A 21,450-nucleotide genomic window follows, 5' to 3' on the forward strand; every position below is an offset into this window, starting at 1 on the left:
TATTTCGGGTTTTCGGTTTGGTTTATAAGGCGTATTGATCAATCGTTTGCGCAAAATTATTTGAAAATACCTGATAGCTAAGTTCTTACTTCAGGGCTTTTAGGTTATTTTTAAATCAGGGAAATTTAGGATGCCAAAGTCCATTCAGGCACTAAATACAGCTGCCAATGCGTTAGTACCCTAAATTTAACCCTAACCAGAGCCCCCTTTCTGTTATGTCTCAAAGAATTTTACTTTGTAGCGCTTTTCTTTTCATTTGCTTTTTTACCAAAGCCCAAACCGTTACGGTTGATAGTCCCAGACCTGCCGAAGATTTAGTCAACATCCTTTTTGATGACTCCTGCGCCGAGATTTCTAATGTTTCGATCTCTTCAACACAGGCAGCGGGTTATTTCAATAATAATGGTGGTGGATTTCCGCTAGCTGACGGCGTGATTTTACGTACCGGTGTCGCCAGTTTGAGTGCCGGTTCATACACAGGTAATGATGCCGATCTCAGCAGCAGACTCAATTCAAACGGTGACCCGTATTTACAGGATTTAAACGCAGCATCCGGAAACACCGGAGCCATTTCAGAAACCAGTTTCCTGGAGTTTGACTTCGTACCCCTCGCCAGTAATTTTAGTTTCAATTTTATTTTCGCTTCTAACGAATACGGCGAATGGCAATGTTCTTCTCAGGATATTATGGCCATCGTGCTTACCGATCTGGGAAGCGGGCAGTCTCAAAACCTGGCTGTTACTCCGGCAGGGGAGCCGGTTGCTGTGCGTAACATCAGGGATCAGCGCAATAATCCTGCATGTAATGGGATCAATTCAAATTTGTTCAACACATACGAAGTAAACAATCCACAGTCAACCATCAATATGAGAGGCTATACCCAGATGCTTAATGCCTCTTCAAGCCTCACTCCGGGTAATACCTATCGCATACGCATCGCAATCGCAGATGCCAATGATGCCGATTTTGACTCAGCCATATTTCTGCAGGGAGGTAGTTTCAATACCAGCGTAAACCTGGGGCCCGATTTTACCCTGTGCAGCGGGGATAGTGCCACACTCACAACAGATCTTGATGCTTCGGTTTATCAACATCGCTGGCTCTATAATGGTACGGTAATTACGGGTCAGACGGGCAACAGCATCAACATAAACCAAAGCGGCACCTATACCGTTCGGGTTACGAACAACGGATGCCTAATAACCGATGAGGTGGTAGTTAACGAACTTTCGGTACGGGAACCCGAAGATTTACAGGCCTGCTTCAACGGTGGCCAGCCGGCGTCATTTGACCTTACCCGAAATAATGCTTCGACACTGGGTCTGCAAAACAACCAGTTTGAAGTGGTGTACTATGCTTCTCAGGCAAATCTGAATGCCGGGCAGGCTATTCCGCAAAGCGAAATCACCAATTACCAGAGCTCCGGTAATCAAACCATCTTCATTACACTGCGTAATGGCAATACCGGGAATTTTTGTGATGCGGTTTATGATTTCAGGCTTAGCGTTTTGCCGGAAATTCAGATCAGTCAGCCCCAGCCATTAGAGCGCTGTGCTTCCGGGACTACAGACACTTCTTTTAACCTTAACCAAATCAACAACCGCATTTTAAACGGACAAAACCCGGCAAATTTCAATATAACCTATTACGAGTCTGAGGCTGATGCCCAAAATGCGACTGCCGAGGTTGCATCGCCTTACATCCTACCTTCAGGTACAAGTAGCCGTACACTTTGGGCTCGAGTGGCTTATGCTACCGAAGCAGGTTGTTTTGAGGTTGTATCTTTCGAAATCCTGATCAACAATCCGCCGCCGGTAGACAGTCTTTCGGATGTGTTTACCTGTACTTCGTACGAACTGCCAACGCTTACCAATGGATCGTATTTTCTGGGGGCAAACGGCACCGGGCAGCGTTTAAATGCCGGTGAAATCATCACCGAAGACACCGAGATTTTTATTTATAACGGTCCTGATGCTAATGGTTGCAGCAGTCAGTCTGTTTTTAGCGTAAACATCGTTTCTGATTACGACCTGGCAGAGCGGGAGGCCTGTGGGGTATTTGAAATTCCGAGTACGCTGGCCGGTGATTTCTACACCCAACCGGGTGGCCCTAATGGATCCGGAAACCGCCTTCCGCCCGGTACAGAGCTCACCTCTTCGCAAACTATTTATTTTTACTTTGAAGAAAACGGTACTGTATGTCGTGATGATGCTTTTGCGATCACGGTTTTTCCGTTACCTCCGGTAGATCAGCCCGAAGGCATCATTGCCTGCACCAGTTATACCTTGCCATCGCTTACAAATGGAAACTACTATACCCAGCCCGATGGTGGAGGTACTCAGCTCAATGCAGGCCAGGTTATAAGCAATACCCAAACCGTCTATATTTTTAATGACGACAATCGCTGTACTAATGAATATGCCTGGCGCATCTTTATTGTACCCCAGTTTACCGATGTTACCCGCTGTGGTTCCTACACGCTTCCCAATGTAGAACAGGGTAGTTTTTATACGCAACCCAATGGTGGAGGTACAGTCCTAAGTCCGGGCAGTGACATCACGACCTCACAAGAGGTTTACTATTTCGTAGAAACCAATTCAGGCACCAATTGTACTTCCGATTACTCGTTTGAAGTTACTGTGATTGCGATACCTCCGGTAGATTCCTTAGATGACCAGTTGCTGTGTGAAGGCGATGTATATGAACTGCCCGTACTTGCCAACGGGGATTATTTTGATCAGCCCAACAGGCAGGGAAACCAATACGCCCCGGGTACCGAAATCAGCGAAAGCATCATTTTGTACATCAACAATGAAGTAAACGGTTGTTCAGACGAAACGAGTTTTGAGATTGAAGTACGCCCCGCTTTACCTATTGACAACCTTACTTTTGTGTATTCGTGCGAGCCTTATGTGCTTCCCGATTTAATTGACGGAAGCTATTTTACCGAGTCGCAGGGACAGGGCACGCGCATTGACCCCGGCACCGTCATAGATGCGACGACCACGATTTACATTTACAACGGTTACGATGATTTCCCCGAATGTTATTCGGAAAATGCTTTTGAAATTAATATTCTTTCAGTTACCGTACCGGTTTTTGAAGATGTTGCTGCTTGTGACAATTATACGCTTCCACCTCTTGATGAAGGCGGTTATTTTACCGAAACTGGAGGCCAGGGGACTCAGCTTGCACCGGGCGATGTAATTACCCAAACGCAGGAACTTTTTATTTATGCCCGCAACGGTACGCGCTTCTTTTGTGAAGACGAAAGCAGCTTTACCATCACCGTATCCTCAACTCCGGTATTGACTCCCGAACCTGATGTGGAGCAGTGTGGCAGTTATACCTTGCCCGATTTACCTCAGGATCAGTTTGTACAGGCGTATTATTTGGGGCCAAATAAACAAAACCCTATTAATCCTGCAGATTATACGCTGGCTCCGGGCAGTTATACGATTTACAAATATGCTGAAGCAGCAGATAACCCCAACTGTTTTGACGAAGATGTATTTGAGGTAACAGTTTATCCTTTGCTTGATTTTACGGTGGAAGGTGGTACTGTTTGCCGCGATGCCGTTACCGGAGATGTGATCAGTACCACGCTGCTGGAATCAGGCCTGAGTCCTGCGGAATTTTTAGTGAGCTGGTCTTTAAACGGAACGGTCGTGGGTCAGGGACCGGATTTTGTTGCCTCCCAGGCCGGTGTTTACACCGTTTCTACCGAAAAATTAAATCCTGAAGTTGGAGCCAATTGCAACTACAACCCTACAACAGTTGAGGTTTTTGAGTCGGCAGTACCGGTTCTGGATGCCGAAGTGAGTCAGCCTTTTGCAGAAACTTCGGTCATTGAGGTAAGCGTAACACAGGGTTACGGGACTTATGAATATCAGCTGGATGACGGATTTTTCCAGGAGAATCCGCGTTTTGAAAACGTGCAACCCGGCGTGCATACGGTGACCGTTCGTGGTGTAAACGGAACCTGTGGCGCGGCGGTCATCGAGGTGGTTGTGATTGATTTTCCAAAGTATTTTACGCCGAATAATGACGGTTTTCACGATACCTGGAACATCAGCTCCCTGCAGGATTATCCCGAAACACAAATTTTTATCTTCAACCGTTTTGGAAAACTCATCAAGAGCTTACAACCCAACGCCCCGGGCTGGGACGGCACCTACAACGGGCGCAACCTGCCCTCAGATGACTACTGGTTTAATGTGGAATTTATTTATGAAGAACGCCCTGTTGTTTTCAAATCCCATTTTACATTGAAGCGGTAGGCAGAAGGATGCTATTTAGTTCAATTCTAAAATACCCGAAACCCAAAGCATATACCGCAATCTTGACTAACTTTGAAGTATGCAAAATTTAATTTCGGCAATTCTTTCTATGCTTGTTTTGGCTCAGAGCTTTAGCGTGAGCCTTGCCGACTTTTTGCATATCCCCGATCTGGTGACGCATTACGAGTACCATCAGGAAAATTTTGGCGATGACCTGCTTAGTTTTATTGAGAAGCATTACGGCGAACTCAAGGAAGAACACCGGCAGGAACACGAGGGGCACGATAAGCTTCCTTCGGGGCATCAGCATTCCTGTGCGCACACCGCAGTGGTTTTTTTGAGTACCACACAACTTACACCAGAGCATAAAAGCATTCCGGCAGATCAGACCTCGGCTAATTACTTTTACCGGGATAATTACCACTTCGCAGCAGTTTCAGGCATCTTTCAGCCTCCCAAAAACGTGTAACACCCTGGCGTTATTTTTTCGATTCAGGTATTGAAACCTTCTAAACAGGGTTTTAGAACCTGTGTTTTTCACGTTTTACAATTCAACTATGCTTTCTGCAATCATTCATTTCAGCATCAGGAATAAACTAATTGTCCTGCTGTTTACTTTTGGCTTAATCGCTTACGGCCTGTATTCACTTACCCAAATATCGGTAGGCGCAGTGCCCGATGTCACAAACAATCAGGTGCAGGTCATTACGACTTCGCAAAACCTGTCGACCGTAGATATGGAGCAATTTATAACCTATCCGGTTGAGCTTGAAATGGCCAATCTGCCCGGTGTTAAAGAGATTCGGTCGGTGTCAAAATTCGGACTTTCGGTAGTTACCGTGGTTTTTGAAGATGATATGGGTACCTATCTGCCGCGTCAGCTTTTGGCCGAAAAAATCAAATCGGCCTCTGAGCAAATTCCCGCCAGTTTTGGAACTCCGCAAATGGGTCCCATCACCACCGGTCTGGGGGAGATTTACCAATACATTCTCGATGTCAAACCGGGTTATGAAGGCAAATACTCGCCTACCGATCTGCGCAGCATTCAGGACTGGATTGTAAAGCGCCAGCTTTCGGGCATTCCCGGAGTGGTAGAAATCAATACCTGGGGCGGCTATCTTAAGCAGTACGAGGTCGCGCTCAACACTCAAAAACTGCACGCGATGAACATCACTGCCGCAGAAGTTTTTGCAGCGCTTGAAAACAACAACAGCATTGCGGGCGGTGGCTATATTGAGAAAGAAAATCAGGCCTATTTTATTCGCGGCGAAGGTCTGGCTTCCTCGCTCGAGGATATTGAGCAGATGGTGGTTAAAAACGATAACGGTATTCCCATTTACATCAGGGATGTGGCAAGCGTGGGCTTTGGTCACGCGACCCGTTTTGGCGCCATTACCGGTAATGGCGAGGGCGAAAAAGTGCTGGGACAGGTGATGATGCTTAAAGACGCCAACTCCAAGCAGGTGATAGACGCGGTTAAACAGCGGGTCGAAGAAATAAGCTCAACCCTGCCGGAAGGAGTTTACATCAATGCCTTTTTAGACCGAAGTGAACTCATCGCAAAAACCACCTTCACCATTACCGAAAATCTGGTTTTGGGATTTTTGATCGTGATTTTTGTGGTGGTTTTACTGCTGGGTAACTGGCGCAGCGGGCTGGTCGTGGCATCGGTTATTCCCCTGTGTCTGCTTTTTGCGATCTCGCTGATGCATATTTTTGATGTGGATGCAAACCTGCTCAGCCTCGGGGCCATAGATTTTGGAATCATCATCGACGGTGCGGTAATTATAGTGGAGTTTGTCGCCTACAAAATGGCTCAAAAGCAGGACAGCATAAAAAATCTGAATGCTTCAGAAACTTGCAAACTTAAAGATCAGATAACTGAAGAAGCAGCCTCAACGATGATGAACTCGGCGGTTTTTGGCCAACTCATCATTCTCATTGTTTTTATTCCCATCCTGTCGTTAAGCGGAGTTGAAGGCAAAATGTTTATCCCGATGGCGCTGGTTTTCAGCTTTGCGGTAATTGGCGCAATGCTGCTTTGTTTTACCTATGTGCCGGTGGTTTCTTCCCTGTTTTTAAAGGCTGAAGCGCCATCTGACAAAAACATTTCGGTACGCCTGATGCGCTTTCTGAGACGGCATTACGAGCGTTTGCTTGATCGTGCGCTTGACGCCCGAAGACTGGTGATCGGCCTTGCGGTAGGTCTTTTTGCCGTGGCCGTGTATCTGTTTACAACCATGGGTGGCGAGTTTGTTCCCCAGCTTGATGAAGGCGATTTTGTAATTCAGCCCATACTTAAAACCGGAACTTCCCTTGAAGGAACCATTGCCCGTACCACACAGATCGAAAAAATTCTGCTCGATAGTTTTCCGGAAGTAAAACAGGTAGTAAGCCGCATTGGCGCGGCAGAAGTGCCCACAGACCCGATGTCGATGGAAGACAGCGATGTCATCATTACGCTAAAAGATAAGAGCGAGTGGGTGTCTGCAGACTCTAAAGATGAGCTGGCCGCTCGTTTTAAGGAAGCCCTGAGCATCATTCCCGGGATGGATCTTGAATTTACCCAGCCTATTGAGATGCGTTTTAACGAACTCATCACCGGCGTGCGGGCCGATATCGCGATTAAAGTCTTTGGCGAAGACCTCGATATTCTCAACAAAAAAGGCAATGAGATCCGGGATTTGATTGAAAATGTGGAAGGAGCCGCAGATATTTCGGTGGAAAAAGTAACCGGTCTGCCCCAGATGAGTGTGAAATACAACCGGGCAAAAATCGCGCGCTACGGCCTTAATATTTCAGATCTAAATGACCTGGTCAAAATGGGCTTTGCCGGGGAAGCTGTAGGCAACATTTTTGAAGGTGAAAAACGCTTTGACCTGGTCGTGAGACTCGAGCAAAACCAGCGGCAGGACATCGATAACCTCAGGAATCTTTATGTAGACACGCCTCTGGGCGACAAGGTGCGCCTTAGCGAACTCGCTGATATCAGCTATACCAAAGGCGCGGCCAAAATTTCCCGGGACGAAACCCGGCGCCGCATTGTGGTAGGCGTCAACGTGCGGAATCGTGATCTCGAGTCGGTAGTTGAGGAGATTCAGCAAATTGTATCCTCAAACGTCAAATTACCCGCGGGCTACAGCATTACCTACGGCGGCCAGTTTGAAAATCTGCAAAGTGCGACTTCCCGCTTACAGATTGCCGTTCCCGTCGCGCTTCTGCTCATTTTTATTATGCTGTATTTCGCGTTTAAATCGGTTAAGGAAGCCCTGCTTATTTTTAGCGCGATCCCGCTGGCAGCGGTGGGAGGGATCTTTTTACTCTGGTTGCGCGGTATGCCCTTTAGCATTTCGGCGGGAGTGGGCTTTATCGCTTTGTTTGGGATCGCTGTGCTCAACGGCATCGTGATGCTGGAGCATTTTAAAGAATTAAAGACCAAAGGAATTACCGATATGCGCAAGCTTATCACACAGGGCGCTTCAGACCGGCTTCGGGCCGTCTTGCTTACCGCAACGGCTGCGGCGTTGGGCTTTTTACCCATGGCGGTTTCTACCAATGCCGGTGCCGAAGTGCAACGACCACTGGCTACGGTGGTTATTGGCGGTCTCATCTCAGCAACCCTGCTTACGCTGGTGGTTTTGCCGGTTTTGGTTTCCTGGTTTGATAAGGAATTGAAAAATAAGAGTGCCATGAATGTGAAATCTAAAAGCGCCGGGCTGCTGCTCATTTTTATATTGATGGGCGGTCTGATGCAGGCTCAGGAAGTTTCCAGTTTTGAGCAGGTGCGCGAACTCGCTTACAAAAACAATGCGGGTTTAAAAGCGGCAGGCCTGCGCAGCGACGAGGCTAATGCAGCCATTGGCAGCGCTTTCAGCTTTGACAAGACTGAAATTTATTATCATTTTGACGAAAACAATTTGGCCCAAAACAACAGGCCTATTGAGGTATTTGGCGTGAGTCAGACCTTTGCGTTTCCTACGGTGTATTTTGCGCAGGCCAAAGTAAACCGCGCCAATTATAATCTGGTTGCAACCCGTGCCGAACTCACAAAAATTGAGCTCGAACAAAACCTTGCGGAAGCCTATTACCGGCTTCAGTTTGTGTCTGAAAAGCTTCGGTTGTACCAAAACCTGGACAGTATTTATCAAAATTTCGCCTACGCCGCCAAACGCCGTTTTGAGTTGGGCGAAAGCAACTACCTCGAGAAAATTTCGGCGCAGGCCAAACAAAAAGAGATTGAAACCCGCCTGAAGCAAATGCAGGAAGACCTCAAAGCGGCAAACCTGCAATTAAGCAGGCTCGTGCAGACCGATACGCTTGTAGTAGCCATACAGCCTTTGGAGCGCCTGATTCCTGACGGCAATCAAAACGTAGCGCTCACCGCCAATGCCTTCTACGATTCGCGTGTAAAACTGGCCGAAGCCCAGCGTAAATTCAGCAGTCAGCAATTGCTGCCCGATCTTACGCTTAATTATTTTCAGGGCTCCAACGACGGACTCAACAAAAACCTGATCGGCTATCAGTTTGGGGTGAAAATTCCGCTGTTTTTTAGCGGCAACACTAGCCAGATTAAAACGGCCAGGATTGCGGCGGAGGCGGCAGAGCAGGAAGCGCTCAATTATAAAATACGTCTGCAAAGCCGGGAAAGCGAATTGCGCAGCGAGCTAAACAAATACGCTGAAAGTCTCGTGTATTACGATACCGAGGGTCTTGCGCTTGCGGGCGAACTCGAGAAAACCGCGATTTCCAGCTACAAAAACGGGGAGGTCAGCTTTTTTGAGTACATCCAGATTCTGCAGCAGGCCTACGAGATCAAACTCAGTTACCTCGAAAGCGTCAACAACTACAATCAGGCAGTTATTAAACTCAACTACTTGATTTTATAAACTCAGGCAACACACTATCTATACATAAGAATATGAAAAATCTATTTATAAAACTTCCCTTCGCTCTGGTTCTGACCCTGTGTCTGGCCTGCGGAAATAATACTGAAACTAACCCGCAGGAGTCTGCTCCCGTTGCTGATGTGGAGGTGACCGAAGCCCAATTTAAAAATGCCTCGATGCAGCTTGCGGGCCTTACCGAAGCTGTTTTCCCGGAATGGGTGGAAGCCAGCGGAATGATAGACGTTCCGCCGGAAAACCGCGCAGTGATCACCCCGTATTTGGGCGGCTATGTACGCGATAATCCGTTGCTTATTGGCGATGCGGTCAAAAAAGGCCAGCCCCTGATCACGCTTGAGAATCCTGAATTTGTGAGCCTGCAGCAGCAGTTTCAGGAGCTGGGCGAACAACTGGAATACCTCAAGTCTGAGTACGAGCGTCAGCAGACTCTGGCGGCCGAGAATATCACGTCTAAAAAGAATTTTTTAAAAGCGGAAAGCGAATACAAACGCAGCCTGGCCACCTATAACGGACTCCAAAAGCAGTTGCAGTTGCTCAACATCAGCACAACGCAGGCGATGCAGGGCAATTACAGCAGTTTGGCCCGTATTTACGCGCCTATAAACGGCACTATTGCGCGCACGTTTGTGAGCAAGGGCAGTTATGTGTCGCCCGCAGACCCGCTTATGGAAATTGTAGATATTGAACACATTCATCTGGAGCTTAAGGTTTTTGAAAAAGATATGCTGAAGGTGAAAAAAGATCAGGCGATTGCATTTAAAATCCCGGAATCTTCGCCCGACTATTATGACGGTACGGTGCACCTCATTGGAAATTCGCTGGATATGGAAGGCCGAACCGTGACCGTTCACGGGCATATTGATAACGAGCGGGGCACCCCGCATTTTGCCGTGGGTATGTTTATTGAAGCCCGAATCAACACGGGAGAAACCGAAGCTTTAGCCCTGCCCGAAACGGCGGTGGTGAATCTGGGCGAAAGCTATTATGCCCTGCAACTCCAGGAGCAAAAAGACGGAAGCTATCTGTTTAATCAGGTTGAAATTAAACCCGGAAAAACCCAGGACGGGATGACTGAAATTTTGAATGCGGCAGAGCTGACTAAAGACGCGCAATACTTGAGTAAAGGCGCTTTTGAACTGATTCAGGAGTAATTTTGAGAGGCTTTAAACCTTAAACCTCACAAGTTTTCAAAACCTGTGAGGTTTTTTAGTTTAATCCAAAAAACGATTTTATAAACTCTTTTTTGGGCAGGCTCCAGATGATTTGCAGATCGTCTTTGAGGCTGCTGGTGCCGTCCAGAAACCGAAAGATTTTGGAGATTTCATTTTTCTGAAACATTTGAGTAAAAAGTGAAGCGCCCAGTTCGTTTTTACGGTATAAAACATCTAGCAGGAGCTTATCATACCAGCGATAGCGATCTGCGATTTTAAAGGTGTTGAGATTGGTTTCCTTCTTTAAAAAAGCGACCAGTTCTGCGGTGCGTTTAAGCGTATAGGTAAAGGTGTAGCCGGTGCTCCCGCGCGTCCAGCCGCCGGCCGTGCCTATGTGCAGCAACCGCCGGGTGTTGTGTTTCTCAAAAGGATAAGCCGTCATCGGGATGCTGCCTTTTTCGGTTGATACAAGTTCGTATTGCGAAGCCCCCAGTGCTTCCATATAATCTTCAATCGCAGCTTCATATTCTTCGTCGGGAAGCAAGTGTTCTGAGAACAAGGTGTATTCTACCAAAGCCTTATTGGGCGCTGTTGGCAGCAGGTACATAAAGCGGGTGTTTCCGCGCTGCGGGATGGTAAAATCCATAAATGTCGCGACCTCCGGATCAAAAACAGGTTCCTGAGTGCGCACTTCCCAACCGATGAAATGCTGTTGTAAAACCGGATACTTAGTTTGATTTTTTAGCCGTTCCGGCGGAAGGATACTGCTGAATACCTTGCCTGCAGTATAGGTAGTGGCTGAAGTGGTGACTTCAACATATTCAGCTGTTTCGGTAAGGTTCAGGAAGGCTTCGGTTTTAAACGTAAGCTGGTTAGAAGCCCGAAGCTTTCTGCAAACCGACTCATAAAAATCAATGCCTTCTATTTTGTTGTAGCTATACGACTCTAAGGGGGTTTCCGCCGAAAAGTTTTCGCCCTTAAAAGCGATACGCTCCCATTTTTTAGAAATGACCGCATCCCAATCCCGGGTATTTTCGCTCCAGAAACACCAGGTACGATCATTAGTATTTTTTTCGCTCTTATCAAGCAGCAAAGTGCGTTTATCCTTAAAGTACGGATCACTAACTAATGCCTGAGCCAGCATCAAACCCGAAAGGCCGGCACCCAAAATAAGGTAATCGTAGTCTGTAGAGGTGTTTTGCATAGCGGTCTAAAGCTAGAACTAATAAAGCGATCGTAAAAGGATTTTTTTAAGTCTAGTACTCTAAAAAACCCAGCAACAGGGCAGCGGTATAGTAATTAAAAATGCGCTTTTTAATCGTAAAATCTTCATTGAGTATCAACGTGACCGGCAGGGAAAAGGATTTTTGAGGACGGGTACCCAATAGCAGGGCCAGATCGTGAACTCCGTTGCGACGGGTAAGCGCCTGTGTATTGGTAAAGGTTTCGCCGTCAAAATGGATGCTGTCTGTGGTTTCCACATCCATTCGCACTGCGTAATAGTCTGTGTTTAATTTCTGAATGACTTCGGCTTTGGTAAACACTACCCGGTCAATTTTTTTGCAGTAGGCACACCAGTCGGCGTGAAAAAACACCAGCGTCTTTTTGGGTTTAGTGACCCAAGCGCTATCGAGTTCTTCCCAGCTCAGCCAGTTGATCTGCGCCCGGTCCTGAGCTGCAAGGCTTCCGCAAGTAAGAAAGAGAAACAGGAGTATTTTTTTCATAGTTTTCATTTTTGCCCGTGCGGCCCGCACTTTTGCCTGCGATGCACGCACTTTTTGCCTGTGCGGCCCGCACTAGAAGTCGCCGAAGCGGAGACCGATGAAAAAGCTTCGGGGGCGGTTGGGTCCGTAAATATAATTCGAGTCGCGCAGGGGGCCGCGGTCAAAGTCGGTTTGATAGCTGTTCAACAGGTTTTGTACGCCGCCGCTCAGTTCGAGGTGCAGGTATTTTTGCAGGTCGAAATGCCAGGTGAGTTTAGGCGTCAGGTCCAGGAATGCGGGAGTCTTTTCGATTTTTATAAAACCACTGCTGCTGATCACGTGCGGAGCCAGCATAGGGCCGGTAAAACTGCCGGAAAGGTCGATTTTAAAAGCCTCATTCGGTCTCCAGTTGGCATTGAAAAAGCCGTACAGATTAGGCGAACGCATAAAATCGCGAATGACCACGTCGGGTTCAGCGGGGGAATTGTCATCAGACTCAAAAAGCACCTGAGCCATATCGTAAACCGAACGCTGCCAGGTTATCCCCGCCTGAAACAGAAATTCTTCTCCCGGAGAGAGATTAAATTCAACATTGGTACCGGCAACGCTTGCGCCGCTACCGTTGCGGGATTCTTCCAAAATAGAACCGTTGGGTAAAGTGGCACCGGTGCTAACCAGCGTAAACGGATTTTCCAGCGTGGTGTAAAAACCTTCGATCAGCAGGCTGGTTTGTAGCTTGTTGAAACTTCGGTCAAAATTGAAAGAAGCGGTATAGGCATTCGAGAATTCGCTTTCCAGATCGTCTGAAAGTATTGCAAAACGCTGTTCCCCACCCACTGAGCTGATGTGTAAATCTTCATTAAAAGCTTGCGGGGCTCTAAAGCCACGTGCGTAACCTCCACGAAACTGCAGCGATTCGCTGATGTTATACAGAAGGGTCAATCGCGGACTGAGCACGGTTTCAGAAACATCGGCATTTCGGGAAATCTGTGCGATGGCATAACGGCCTTTTACGTTCACGTGGTCGAGGCGGGCTCCCAGAAGGGCGGTAAAATCTTGGAATGCCTTGTATTCCCATTGGCTGTAGGCGCCCAGATTGTGCACACGCTGATCGACCAGTCGCTGATAGCCCGGAATCGCATCTTCAGTATCGTTAAGCCGGTATTCCAGGCCGCTGGTCAGGGTAGATTTTGTAGTGAATTTTCGGGTAAGTTGGGCGCCGGTAACCAGTGCCAGATCCTGAGTAGACCCAAATGCATTAGTTGCTAATGTGGAATCTGCCACAGTGCGCTCACCGCCGAGACCGCCGTAGTAACTGTCCCGGTTGGTATGCTGCACGGAAACATAGCCTTCAAATACCGTACTGCGGTCATCGTTGTAACACTCATAATCGCTGCCGCCAAAAAAGGTGTTGTGATCCAGTTCTTCGGTAATGTCTGTAAACTGCGGAGCCAGATCAAGTCGGTCACCACCGCGGCGGTATTCCCGAATAGCTGTAAGATCCAGGCCAATTTTGCTGTTGTCGTTAGGCCGGTAAAAGGCTTTGGCGCCTACCGAATAATTGGTGAGTTCGGTGATTTCGCTAAAACCATCGTCATTGGCGTCATAAGCGTCCCGGTTGCGGTAAATACCATAAAGGGTGATTCCGTTGCTGAGGTCTTCGCTTACCAGCGAGGTATTCAGATTGAGGTTGCGATCTGCAGCAGTGCCGTCGATCAAACCCAGATTGGTGCTCACTTCCCAGCTGTTGTTTACGGGATCTTTGGTGATGATGTTAACGGTTCCGGCAATGGCACTTGAGCCGTAGAGGGCAGAACCGCCACTGCGCACCACTTCAACGCGATCAATCATACTTACCGGAATTTGCTCCAGCCCGTAAACGCCGTTTAAAGCGCTGAATACCGGCCGGCTGTTGAGCAAAACCTGGGTGTATTGCCCGTCCAGGCCGTTGAGTCTTACCTGAGTAAATCCGCAGTTTTGGCAATTGGTTTCCACCCTTACCCCGGGCTGGTAATTGAGACCGTCTGCCAGCGAAAGCGACTGGGTGGCCCTGAATAATTTCGGACTCATCACCTGAACGATTACGGGAGCCTCCTTTTTTGAAAGTCGGTTGCGGGTAGCGCTTACGACGACTTCTTCAAGACCGAGTAAATCGGGTATGAGTGTAAAATTCAGGTGTTCCTTTTCAAAATCTGCAGGACTCAGGAGGTGGTAATGCGTTTTAAAACCCACAGCGCTTACGCTCAGGCGGGATGCGTTGTCGGGAACTTCGAGTTTGTAGAATCCGTTTGCATCTGCCGAGGTGCCGGTATTGCTGTCGGTTACATACACATTGGCAAAGGGTAGGGGCTCACCATCGGTGTAAATGGTGCCGGAAAGGCTTCGGTTTTGCTGCGCCCACCCGCTAAACAGGTTGAGTAAAAAGAATAGGATCAGCGAAATACGCATAAAAGTGGATGTATTTAAAAATAAGTTTAGGCAAACCTAAAAAATATATTTAAATAATTTGGCGTATTATTGTGGTAATATTAAAAATGATTATGACTTTTTCTGAAGAAAACTATCTCAAATCGATCTATTCGCTTCAAAAAGACAGTCCTAAGGGCGTAAGTACCACCATTCTGGCTCAGTATCTGGAGTCTAAGCCGGCTTCGGTAACCGAAATGATTAAAAAACTGGACGAAAAAGGTCTGGTGCTTTACCAACCCTATCAGGGGGTTTTACTCAATAAAGATGGCGAACTGGTCGCGCTTAAAGTGATACGCAAGCACCGGCTTTGGGAGACATTTTTAGCAAAAAAACTCGATTTCAGTTGGGATGAGATACACGATGTGGCCGAGCAATTGGAGCATATTAAATCAGACAAGCTCATCAAAGAGCTGGATCGGTTTTTAGGCTTTCCTACCCACGATCCGCACGGGGATCCCATTCCCGATGAGCAGGGTAATGTGATCAAGGTCGAAAAAAAGCAGGTTTCCCAATTGGTACCCGGTGATACCGGAACCTGTGTGGGCGTTAACGATACCTCGTCTTCGTTTCTTCAGTTTTTAGACCAGCAGCAGATCAAGCTGGGCACTGTGATCGAAATTATGCATTTGCAGGACTTTGACAAAAGTATGACGGTGCGCATTGACGGGCGTGAACTCCTGCTTTCGCAAATAGCTACCGAAAATATTTACGTAAAATTTTAGTCTGAAAATTCAGCTGAAACCCTATAGATTATGATGAACGAGATTATTGACTATTTTGAAAGCTTAAGTGCTGTTAAGGGCGCTTTTCTGGCCACGCTGTTTACCTGGGGCGTGACCGCATTGGGAGCCTCATTGGTGTTTTTTTTCAAGGCGATGAACCGAAAGGTTTTTGACGCGATGCTGGGTTTTGCCGGTGGCGTGATGGTTGCAGCCAGTTTTTGGAGTTTGCTTGCACCCGGGATTGAGATGAGCCCGGGAGAAGGTTTTGTGAAAGTGATTCCTGCCGCGATAGGTTTTGCTCTGGGGGCCGGCTTTTTGTTTGGGCTTGATAAAGTTTTGCCGCATTTACACGTCAATTTTAAGGAGGAAGACAAAGAAGGTGTGCGCAGTCCCTGGCATAAATCGGTTTTATTGACCCTGGCGATTACGCTGCACAACATCCCCGAAGGTCTTGCGGTAGGGGTTTTGTTTGGAGGTGTGGCAGCAGGGTTTGACGGGGCGACTATTGGGGGTGCCGTGGCACTCGCGATCGGGATTGGGCTTCAGAATTTTCCCGAAGGTTTTGCGGTGGCGATGCCCTTGCGCAGGCAGGGATTTAGCCGATGGAAGAGCTTTAATTACGGGCAGCTTTCGGCAATTGTAGAACCTCTGGCAGCTGTTCTGGGCGCTTATGCAGTGATGACTTTTCAGCCTATTTTGCCTTATGCACTGGCTTTTGCTGCCGGAGCGATGATATTTGTAGTGGTAGAGGAGGTGGTGCCCGAGTCGCAACAGGGTAACCATACCGATATTGCCACGATGGGATTCATTGGCGGGTTTATCCTGATGATGACGCTGGACGTAGGGTTAGGTTAGCCTGCAACTTTAGGACTTTTGCTATGTCTTTAAAGAAATCCCGGCCCGCTAATTGGAATGTCAGGTCGAGCGCAGTCGAGACCCGATTTAAGACATGAGATTGATTGACCTCAGCAACCACCCTCGAGGTGACACCAGAGCGTTAAGAAAACTAACATTATGAAAAAGCTATTTTTTATTTTAGGATTACTGGTTTCGGGTCTGGGTTATGCTCAGGAATTGAAAGTTTCAGACAGTGTTGAGGTAGATCAGCCCGTGCAGGTACCACAAATCGTCGTAAAGGTGCCTTTTGGAAAACTAACAAGCTTTGGCGATAAGAGCATTAAAATCATAAAGGTGACCGATTCCAGGTGCCCAAGTAATGTGAACTGCATCTGGGCAGGTAATGTGATTTTAGACTTCGAGATGTATGAAGATGGAAAATATGTGGACACCCGCAGAATAACCATCGGCAGTGATCAAAATGATCGTATGTTATTTGACTCGGCTGCGCAACGACTAAAAGCCTATTCTGTGTTACCCTATCCTAAAACTGCACTCGGGAAGATTCCACAGGAAGATTATGTGATCAATTTAGTATGGCAACAGCTTACCGAAGAAGATTAATGACAGCCGCAATTGTCGCTGCCGCAGGATTTATCGTTTGACTTTCCGCCTAAAAATGCAGGCTTCCAGACGTATTTGGTAACCAAATAGCCTACGGCTATCAGAAAAATAAGGAGTACTAAAACATTCTGTATCATAACATTTCTTTTTTAAGGTCTGCGTGTTTTCGCGAATGCGAAATAGCCTACCTAAATCAATAATTGGTATGCCACTAAAGCTACAACGTAAGCAAAACCACTCATAATCACAAGCTGGAGCACCGGCCATTTCCAGGTATTGGTCTCGCGTTTTACAATCGCCAGGGTACTCATACACTGCATGGCAAAGGCATAAAACAGCAGGAGCGAAATTCCGCTGGCGAGATTAAACAAAGGTCCGCCCAAAATGGGATTGATTTCTCCGGCCATCCGGTTTTTGATGGTTTCTTCTTCATCGTTCCCCACACTGTAAATGGTGGCCAGGGTACCTACAAACACTTCACGGGCGGCAAACGAGCTCACGATGGCGATGCCAATCTTCCAGTCGTAACCCAAAGGTCGCACCACCGGTTCAATGGATTTACCCATATAACCAATATAGCTGTATTCCAGTTTTTCAGCTGAGATATGTTTGTCTAGTTCATCCTGCGGAAATGCACCCGCTTCCATTCGGGCTGTCACGTTAGCTTCGGCATTCGTAAAGTTTTCGCCCGGACCATTTGACGCCAGTACCCAAAGTACAATTGAAATCGCCAAAATGATTTTTCCGGCTCCAAAAACAAAGGATTTGGTTTTTTCAATCACATTATAGGCCACATTTTTAAAGAGTGGCAGTTTGTAATTGGGCATTTCGATAACAAAAAAGGTGCGTTTTTTAATTTTTAAAATGCGGTCGAGCACCCAGGCCGAAAGAATCGCGGTACCAAAACCGATGAGGTACAACAGCATCAGCACCAGACTTTGCAGGCTAAAAATATACAGCACTTTCTGATCTGGAATCACCAGCGAAATGATGATGAGATACACCGGAAGCCTGGCGCTACAGGTTGTAAACGGAGTGACCAGAATGGTGATGAGGCGCTCTTTCCAGCTTTCGATATTTCGCGTAGCCATAATCGCCGGGATGGCGCAGGCTGTACCCGAAACCAGTGGCACCACGCTTTTTCCGCTTAAACCGAAGCGTCTCATAATGCGATCCATCAGGAATACCACCCGACTCATATAGCCGCTTTCTTCGAGAATGGAGATAAAGAGAAACAAAAACGCGATCTGCGGGATAAAAATGACGATTCCGCCCAGACCGGGAAGTATACCTTCGGCAATAAGACTGGTAAAGGCTCCCGGCGGCATGGTGTTACGCACCCACTCACCGGCGGCCGCAAAGGCCTCGTCTATAAGATCCATCGGGTAGGATGACCAGTCGTAAATCGCCTGAAAAATAAGCAGCAATATCGCCAGGAAAATCACATAACCCCAGACTTTATGCGTAAGCACCCGATCAAGACGGCTGCGTAAATCTTTTGCTGCCAGATGGTCTATACTCAGAGTTTCTTTCAGCACGCCATTGATAAACTGATAGCGTACAATAGTTTCTTTTTGCTGCAGCCGCTTTAAATTTGACTTGCTTTCGGTCTTAAAGCTCGAAATGCCCTGCATCTCGTTACGGTCAAGCTTACCAAAGTTTACATCCTGAGTGATAACCAGCCAGAGTTTGTATAAATCCTGTTTGGGGAAAGCCTTGCGCAGGCGGTCAAAATACTCGGGTGCAATTACCGAAGCATTGACGCAAGGTTCAACAGACAGGCTTTTATAATTGGCAATAAGTTCTTTAAGGTGCTCAAAACCCGTGTTTTTGCGGGAGCTTACCAGAGCGATTTTGGTCTCCAGCCGCTCTTCCAGCTTTTCGACGTCAAGCGTGATGGCTTTGCGCTCCATACGGTCGGCCATATTGATAACCAGAATCGTCGGGATTTTTAAATCTTTAATCTGGGTAAACAATAGCAGATTGCGCTTCAGGTTTTCGACATCTGAAATCACCACCGCCACATCGGGATAATCCTTGTCGTTTTTATTGAGGAGCAACTCGATCACCACGTTTTCGTCAAGCGAACTCGCATTGAGACTGTAGGTTCCCGGAAGATCCAGAATATGCGCTTTAACGCCACGGGGCAGTTTGCAAACGCCTTCTTTTTTCTCGACCGTGATTCCCGGATAATTACCTACCTGCTGTTTTAAACCGGTAAGCTGATTAAAGACCGAGGTCTTCCCGGTGTTCGGGTTTCCTATAAGTGCTACATTAAGCTGTTTACTCATCAGAAAGCGTTTCTACGGTGATGTGGCAGGCCGTTTCTCTGCGTATGGCCAGGTGACTGCCGTTTATATTGAGGTACATAGGATCTTTAAAAGGAGCGATCTGTACCAGCTCTACTTCATTACCGGGCAAACAGCCCATTTCCAAAAGCTTAAGCGGCACCTGATCAAGCGTAAATTCTACGATGATGGCCTTTTGACCGCGTTTTAAGGTGTCTAATGAAGTGATCAAGATTTATTTAGATTGAATTTAAACAAGGCAAAAGTAACGGAAATACACTTCATAAGAAAAGATTTTAGTCAGGAATTGGGACTTCAGTGGCAAGGAAAAGGCTTTAAGTTGACAGCAGGCAGTTTCAGGAGGCAGAAAGTTGAAAATTGGAAATCGGAAATAGTAATGTAGAATTCAGAGTGCAGCGTTTTGAGTTCTTGCGAACGCATTCAATGGCAGCGGCGAATGTATGTCGCAAATTTGTATCGAAGGCAAAGCAGAAAGTTGAAAATTAGAAATACGAAATAGGAATGTAGAATTCAGAGTGCAGAGTTTTGAGTTCTTGCGAACGCATTCAATGGCAGTGGCGATGACTGAGTGAATTTTGCGTAGTTGTGCGCAAAATTTGTATCGAAGGCAAAGCAGAAAGCAGAAAGTTGAAAATTAGAAATACGAAATACGAAATGCGGAATTCTGAGTTCAGAGTTGGGTTTTAAAAGATAGCTTGAGAAACATCCCTCTAAATCTCCCTTCAAGGGGAGACTTTTGCTTTTCATAGCCGGGACGTTTTCTCCCTTCCTTTGAAGGAAGGGTCGGGGATGGATGTAGTGGATGTTCAGGACAATTTCAAATATCCTGAACTCAGCACTCAGCATTCTTCACTCTTCACTGCGTGCTTCAATATTTTGAATTCTGAATTCAGAATGAGGAAATTAACGTGGAGATTTTAGATGAAGCTGGAGAAACATCCCTCTAAATCTCCCTTCAAAGGGAGGCTTTTGCTTTTCGTAGCCGGGAGGTTTTCTCCCTTCCTTTGAAGGAAGGTTCGGGGATGGATGTAGTGGATTTTCAGGACAATTTCAAATAACCTGAACTCAGCACTCAGCATTCTTCACTCTTCCCTTAACCTGAACTCAGCACTCAGCACTCTTCCCTGCGTGCTTCAATATTATGAATTATGAATTCAGAATGAGGAAATTGACGTGGAGATTTTAGATGAAGCTTGAGAAACATCCCTCTAAATCTCCCTTCAAAGGGAGACTTTTGCTTTTCGTAGCCGGGAGGTTTTCTCCCTTCCTTTGAAGGAAGGGTCGGGGATGGATGTAGTGGATTTTCAGTACAATTTCAAATAACCTGAACTCAGCACTCATCATTCTTCACTCTTCACTGCGTGCTTCAATATTTTGAATTATGAATTCAGAATGAGGAAATTGACGTGGAGATTTTAGATGAAGCTTGAGAAACATCCCTCTAAATCTCCCTTCAAAGGGAGACTTTTGCTTTTCGTAGCCGGGAGGTTTTCTCCCTTCCTTTGAAGGAAGGTTCGGGGATGGATGTAGTGGATTTTCAGGACAATTTCAAATAACCTGAACTCAGCACTCATCACTCTTCACTCATCCCTGCGTCCTTCAATCTCCTTTAAAATCGCGATGTCTTCAAGCAGCTGCTCGATGGCTTCGGGATCTGTACCGTCGTAGAACCCGCGGATGCGTTTTTTAGAATCGATAAGCATAAAGTTTTCGGTATGAATCATATCGTACTTATCGCCGTTACCCTGAGTTTTTACCGCCAGATAGCTTTTTCGCGCCAGCTCATAAATCTGCTTTTTAGGTCCGGTGACCAGATTCCATTTTTTGTCATCAACGCCTTTTTCAACCGCATAGCGTTTGAGTTGGGCAACGGTATCTGTCGCCGGAATTACGGTGTGCGAGAGTAATTTGACCGAAGGATCATCTTTCAGTTTTTCCTGAATGTGCAGCATATGATCGGTCATTTTGGGGCAAATGGTCTGGCAGGTGGTAAAGAAAAAATCGGCTACATAAATCCCGGGATAATCGGCTTGTGTAATGGTGTCGCCGTTTTGGTTTACCAGTTTAAAGTTTGCAATCTTGTGGTATTTTTTAACGAATTGCACCGTGCTGTCAACCAAAGAGCGGTCTACCATATCGGGTTGATAGATGGGCAGGCTGGGCGCAGGCTTCATCAGGGTGTAGAAGGTATACAGAATCCCTGCGGAAAGTATCGCCATCACGATGGCAAACTTTTTGTATTTGGCAAAAAACTGAAGCATAGCGGGCAATTTTAGTGCAAAATTACGATGCAGCAAGCTCCTGACAAAGCCGGAAAGCGCTTATTCCGCCTATTTGGCGAAACGGGCCTGTTTCAAAATTTTGATTACGCGACTAAAAGGTTACTTTTGTGCACTTTTTAATCGCGATCGCGGGGCGATTGCCTTATCAGATTTAAGATAGATACCGGCG

At 46.8% G+C, this 21,450-nt stretch carries 14 protein-coding genes; 7 read left to right on the forward strand and 7 right to left on the reverse strand.

What is annotated here, in order from left to right:
* Nucleotides 1-215 precede the first annotated feature (215 nt).
* From ACSSS3_RS08280 to ACSSS3_RS08295, 4 genes are all read left to right on the forward strand, one after another.
* Nucleotides 216-4,280 (forward strand): choice-of-anchor L domain-containing protein, encoded by a 4,065-nt coding sequence (locus ACSSS3_RS08280; RefSeq protein ID WP_442847174.1) that lies wholly within the window; start codon nucleotides 216-218, stop codon nucleotides 4,278-4,280.
* A 79-nt stretch (nucleotides 4,281-4,359) separates the two neighbouring features.
* Nucleotides 4,360-4,749 (forward strand): hypothetical protein, encoded by a 390-nt coding sequence (locus ACSSS3_RS08285; protein WP_228228437.1) that lies wholly within the window; start codon nucleotides 4,360-4,362, stop codon nucleotides 4,747-4,749.
* A gap of 88 nt (nucleotides 4,750-4,837) precedes the next feature.
* Complete coding sequence (locus ACSSS3_RS08290; protein ID WP_442847416.1) at nucleotides 4,838-9,166, forward strand: CusA/CzcA family heavy metal efflux RND transporter; 4,329 nt, start codon at nucleotides 4,838-4,840, stop codon at nucleotides 9,164-9,166.
* A gap of 32 nt (nucleotides 9,167-9,198) precedes the next feature.
* Nucleotides 9,199-10,335: an efflux RND transporter periplasmic adaptor subunit gene (locus ACSSS3_RS08295; RefSeq protein ID WP_442847175.1), complete on the forward strand. Its 1,137-nt coding sequence runs from the start codon at nucleotides 9,199-9,201 to the stop codon at nucleotides 10,333-10,335.
* A gap of 55 nt (nucleotides 10,336-10,390) precedes the next feature.
* On the opposite strand, the gene ACSSS3_RS08300 is transcribed toward ACSSS3_RS08295, so the two are convergent.
* From ACSSS3_RS08300 to ACSSS3_RS08310, 3 genes are all read right to left on the reverse strand, one after another.
* A complete protein-coding gene (locus ACSSS3_RS08300) occupies nucleotides 10,391-11,539 on the reverse strand; it encodes a lycopene cyclase family protein (RefSeq protein ID WP_442847176.1) in 1,149 nt (382 codons plus the stop codon).
* A gap of 52 nt (nucleotides 11,540-11,591) precedes the next feature.
* Nucleotides 11,592-12,059 carry a thioredoxin family protein gene (locus ACSSS3_RS08305; RefSeq protein WP_442847177.1) on the reverse strand — a complete coding sequence of 156 codons (468 nt, stop codon included), beginning with the start codon at nucleotides 12,057-12,059 and terminating at the stop codon, nucleotides 11,592-11,594.
* Between the two features lie 72 nt (nucleotides 12,060-12,131).
* Nucleotides 12,132-14,486, reverse strand: a complete 2,355-nt coding sequence (locus ACSSS3_RS08310; protein WP_442847178.1) for a TonB-dependent receptor — start codon at nucleotides 14,484-14,486, stop codon at nucleotides 12,132-12,134.
* Nucleotides 14,487-14,578: 92 nt separating this feature from the next.
* On the opposite strand from ACSSS3_RS08310, the gene ACSSS3_RS08315 reads away from it, so the two are divergent.
* From ACSSS3_RS08315 to ACSSS3_RS08325, 3 genes are all read left to right on the forward strand, one after another.
* Complete coding sequence (locus tag ACSSS3_RS08315) at nucleotides 14,579-15,229, forward strand: metal-dependent transcriptional regulator (RefSeq protein WP_442847179.1); 651 nt, start codon at nucleotides 14,579-14,581, stop codon at nucleotides 15,227-15,229.
* 33 nt (nucleotides 15,230-15,262) lie between these two features.
* Nucleotides 15,263-16,084: a ZIP family metal transporter gene (locus ACSSS3_RS08320; RefSeq protein WP_228228720.1), complete on the forward strand. Its 822-nt coding sequence runs from the start codon at nucleotides 15,263-15,265 to the stop codon at nucleotides 16,082-16,084.
* Between the two features lie 159 nt (nucleotides 16,085-16,243).
* Nucleotides 16,244-16,690, forward strand: coding sequence for a hypothetical protein (locus tag ACSSS3_RS08325; RefSeq protein ID WP_442847180.1), 447 nt, complete (start codon nucleotides 16,244-16,246; stop codon nucleotides 16,688-16,690).
* Here ACSSS3_RS08325 and ACSSS3_RS08330 read toward each other — a convergent pair.
* From ACSSS3_RS08330 to ACSSS3_RS08345, 4 genes are all read right to left on the reverse strand, one after another.
* Nucleotides 16,687-16,827, reverse strand: a complete 141-nt coding sequence (locus tag ACSSS3_RS08330; protein WP_442847181.1) for a hypothetical protein — start codon at nucleotides 16,825-16,827, stop codon at nucleotides 16,687-16,689. The two genes, ACSSS3_RS08325 and ACSSS3_RS08330, sit on opposite strands and share 4 nt — an antisense overlap.
* Before the next feature lie 51 nt (nucleotides 16,828-16,878).
* Nucleotides 16,879-18,981, reverse strand: coding sequence for a ferrous iron transport protein B (feoB, locus tag ACSSS3_RS08335; protein WP_442847182.1), 2,103 nt, complete (start codon nucleotides 18,979-18,981; stop codon nucleotides 16,879-16,881).
* A complete protein-coding gene (locus ACSSS3_RS08340) occupies nucleotides 18,974-19,210 on the reverse strand; it encodes a FeoA family protein (RefSeq protein WP_442847183.1) in 237 nt (78 codons plus the stop codon). Before ACSSS3_RS08340 ends, feoB begins: the two co-directional genes overlap by 8 nt.
* Before the next feature lie 1,369 nt (nucleotides 19,211-20,579).
* The gene (locus tag ACSSS3_RS08345) at nucleotides 20,580-21,260 is read right to left on the reverse strand and encodes an SCO family protein (RefSeq protein ID WP_442847184.1); all 681 of its coding nucleotides are present in this window, start codon (nucleotides 21,258-21,260) and stop codon (nucleotides 20,580-20,582) included.
* Between the last annotated feature and the right edge of the window lie 190 nt (nucleotides 21,261-21,450).

It is taken from the genome of Leeuwenhoekiella sp. H156 (assembly GCF_052218455.1).
GTDB classification, from domain to species: domain Bacteria; phylum Bacteroidota; class Bacteroidia; order Flavobacteriales; family Flavobacteriaceae; genus Leeuwenhoekiella; species Leeuwenhoekiella parthenopeia.

Bases quoted from the DNA above. Each gene is read 5' to 3' on its own strand.
- ACSSS3_RS08280 (WP_442847174.1), top strand. From the start codon at position 216: ATGTCTCAAAGAATTTTACTTTGTAGCGCTTTTCTTTTCATTTGCTTT.
- ACSSS3_RS08285 (WP_228228437.1), top strand. From the start codon at position 4,360: ATGCAAAATTTAATTTCGGCAATTCTTTCTATGCTTGTTTTGGCTCAG.
- ACSSS3_RS08290 (WP_442847416.1), top strand. From the start codon at position 4,838: ATGCTTTCTGCAATCATTCATTTCAGCATCAGGAATAAACTAATTGTC.
- ACSSS3_RS08295 (WP_442847175.1), top strand. From the start codon at position 9,199: ATGAAAAATCTATTTATAAAACTTCCCTTCGCTCTGGTTCTGACCCTG.
- ACSSS3_RS08300 (WP_442847176.1), bottom strand. From the start codon at position 11,539: ATGCAAAACACCTCTACAGACTACGATTACCTTATTTTGGGTGCCGGC.
- ACSSS3_RS08305 (WP_442847177.1), bottom strand. From the start codon at position 12,059: ATGAAAAAAATACTCCTGTTTCTCTTTCTTACTTGCGGAAGCCTTGCA.
- ACSSS3_RS08310 (WP_442847178.1), bottom strand. From the start codon at position 14,486: ATGCGTATTTCGCTGATCCTATTCTTTTTACTCAACCTGTTTAGCGGG.
- ACSSS3_RS08315 (WP_442847179.1), top strand. From the start codon at position 14,579: ATGACTTTTTCTGAAGAAAACTATCTCAAATCGATCTATTCGCTTCAA.
- ACSSS3_RS08320 (WP_228228720.1), top strand. From the start codon at position 15,263: ATGAACGAGATTATTGACTATTTTGAAAGCTTAAGTGCTGTTAAGGGC.
- ACSSS3_RS08325 (WP_442847180.1), top strand. From the start codon at position 16,244: ATGAAAAAGCTATTTTTTATTTTAGGATTACTGGTTTCGGGTCTGGGT.
- ACSSS3_RS08330 (WP_442847181.1), bottom strand. From the start codon at position 16,827: ATGATACAGAATGTTTTAGTACTCCTTATTTTTCTGATAGCCGTAGGC.
- feoB (WP_442847182.1), bottom strand. From the start codon at position 18,981: ATGAGTAAACAGCTTAATGTAGCACTTATAGGAAACCCGAACACCGGG.
- ACSSS3_RS08345 (WP_442847184.1), bottom strand. From the start codon at position 21,260: ATGCTTCAGTTTTTTGCCAAATACAAAAAGTTTGCCATCGTGATGGCG.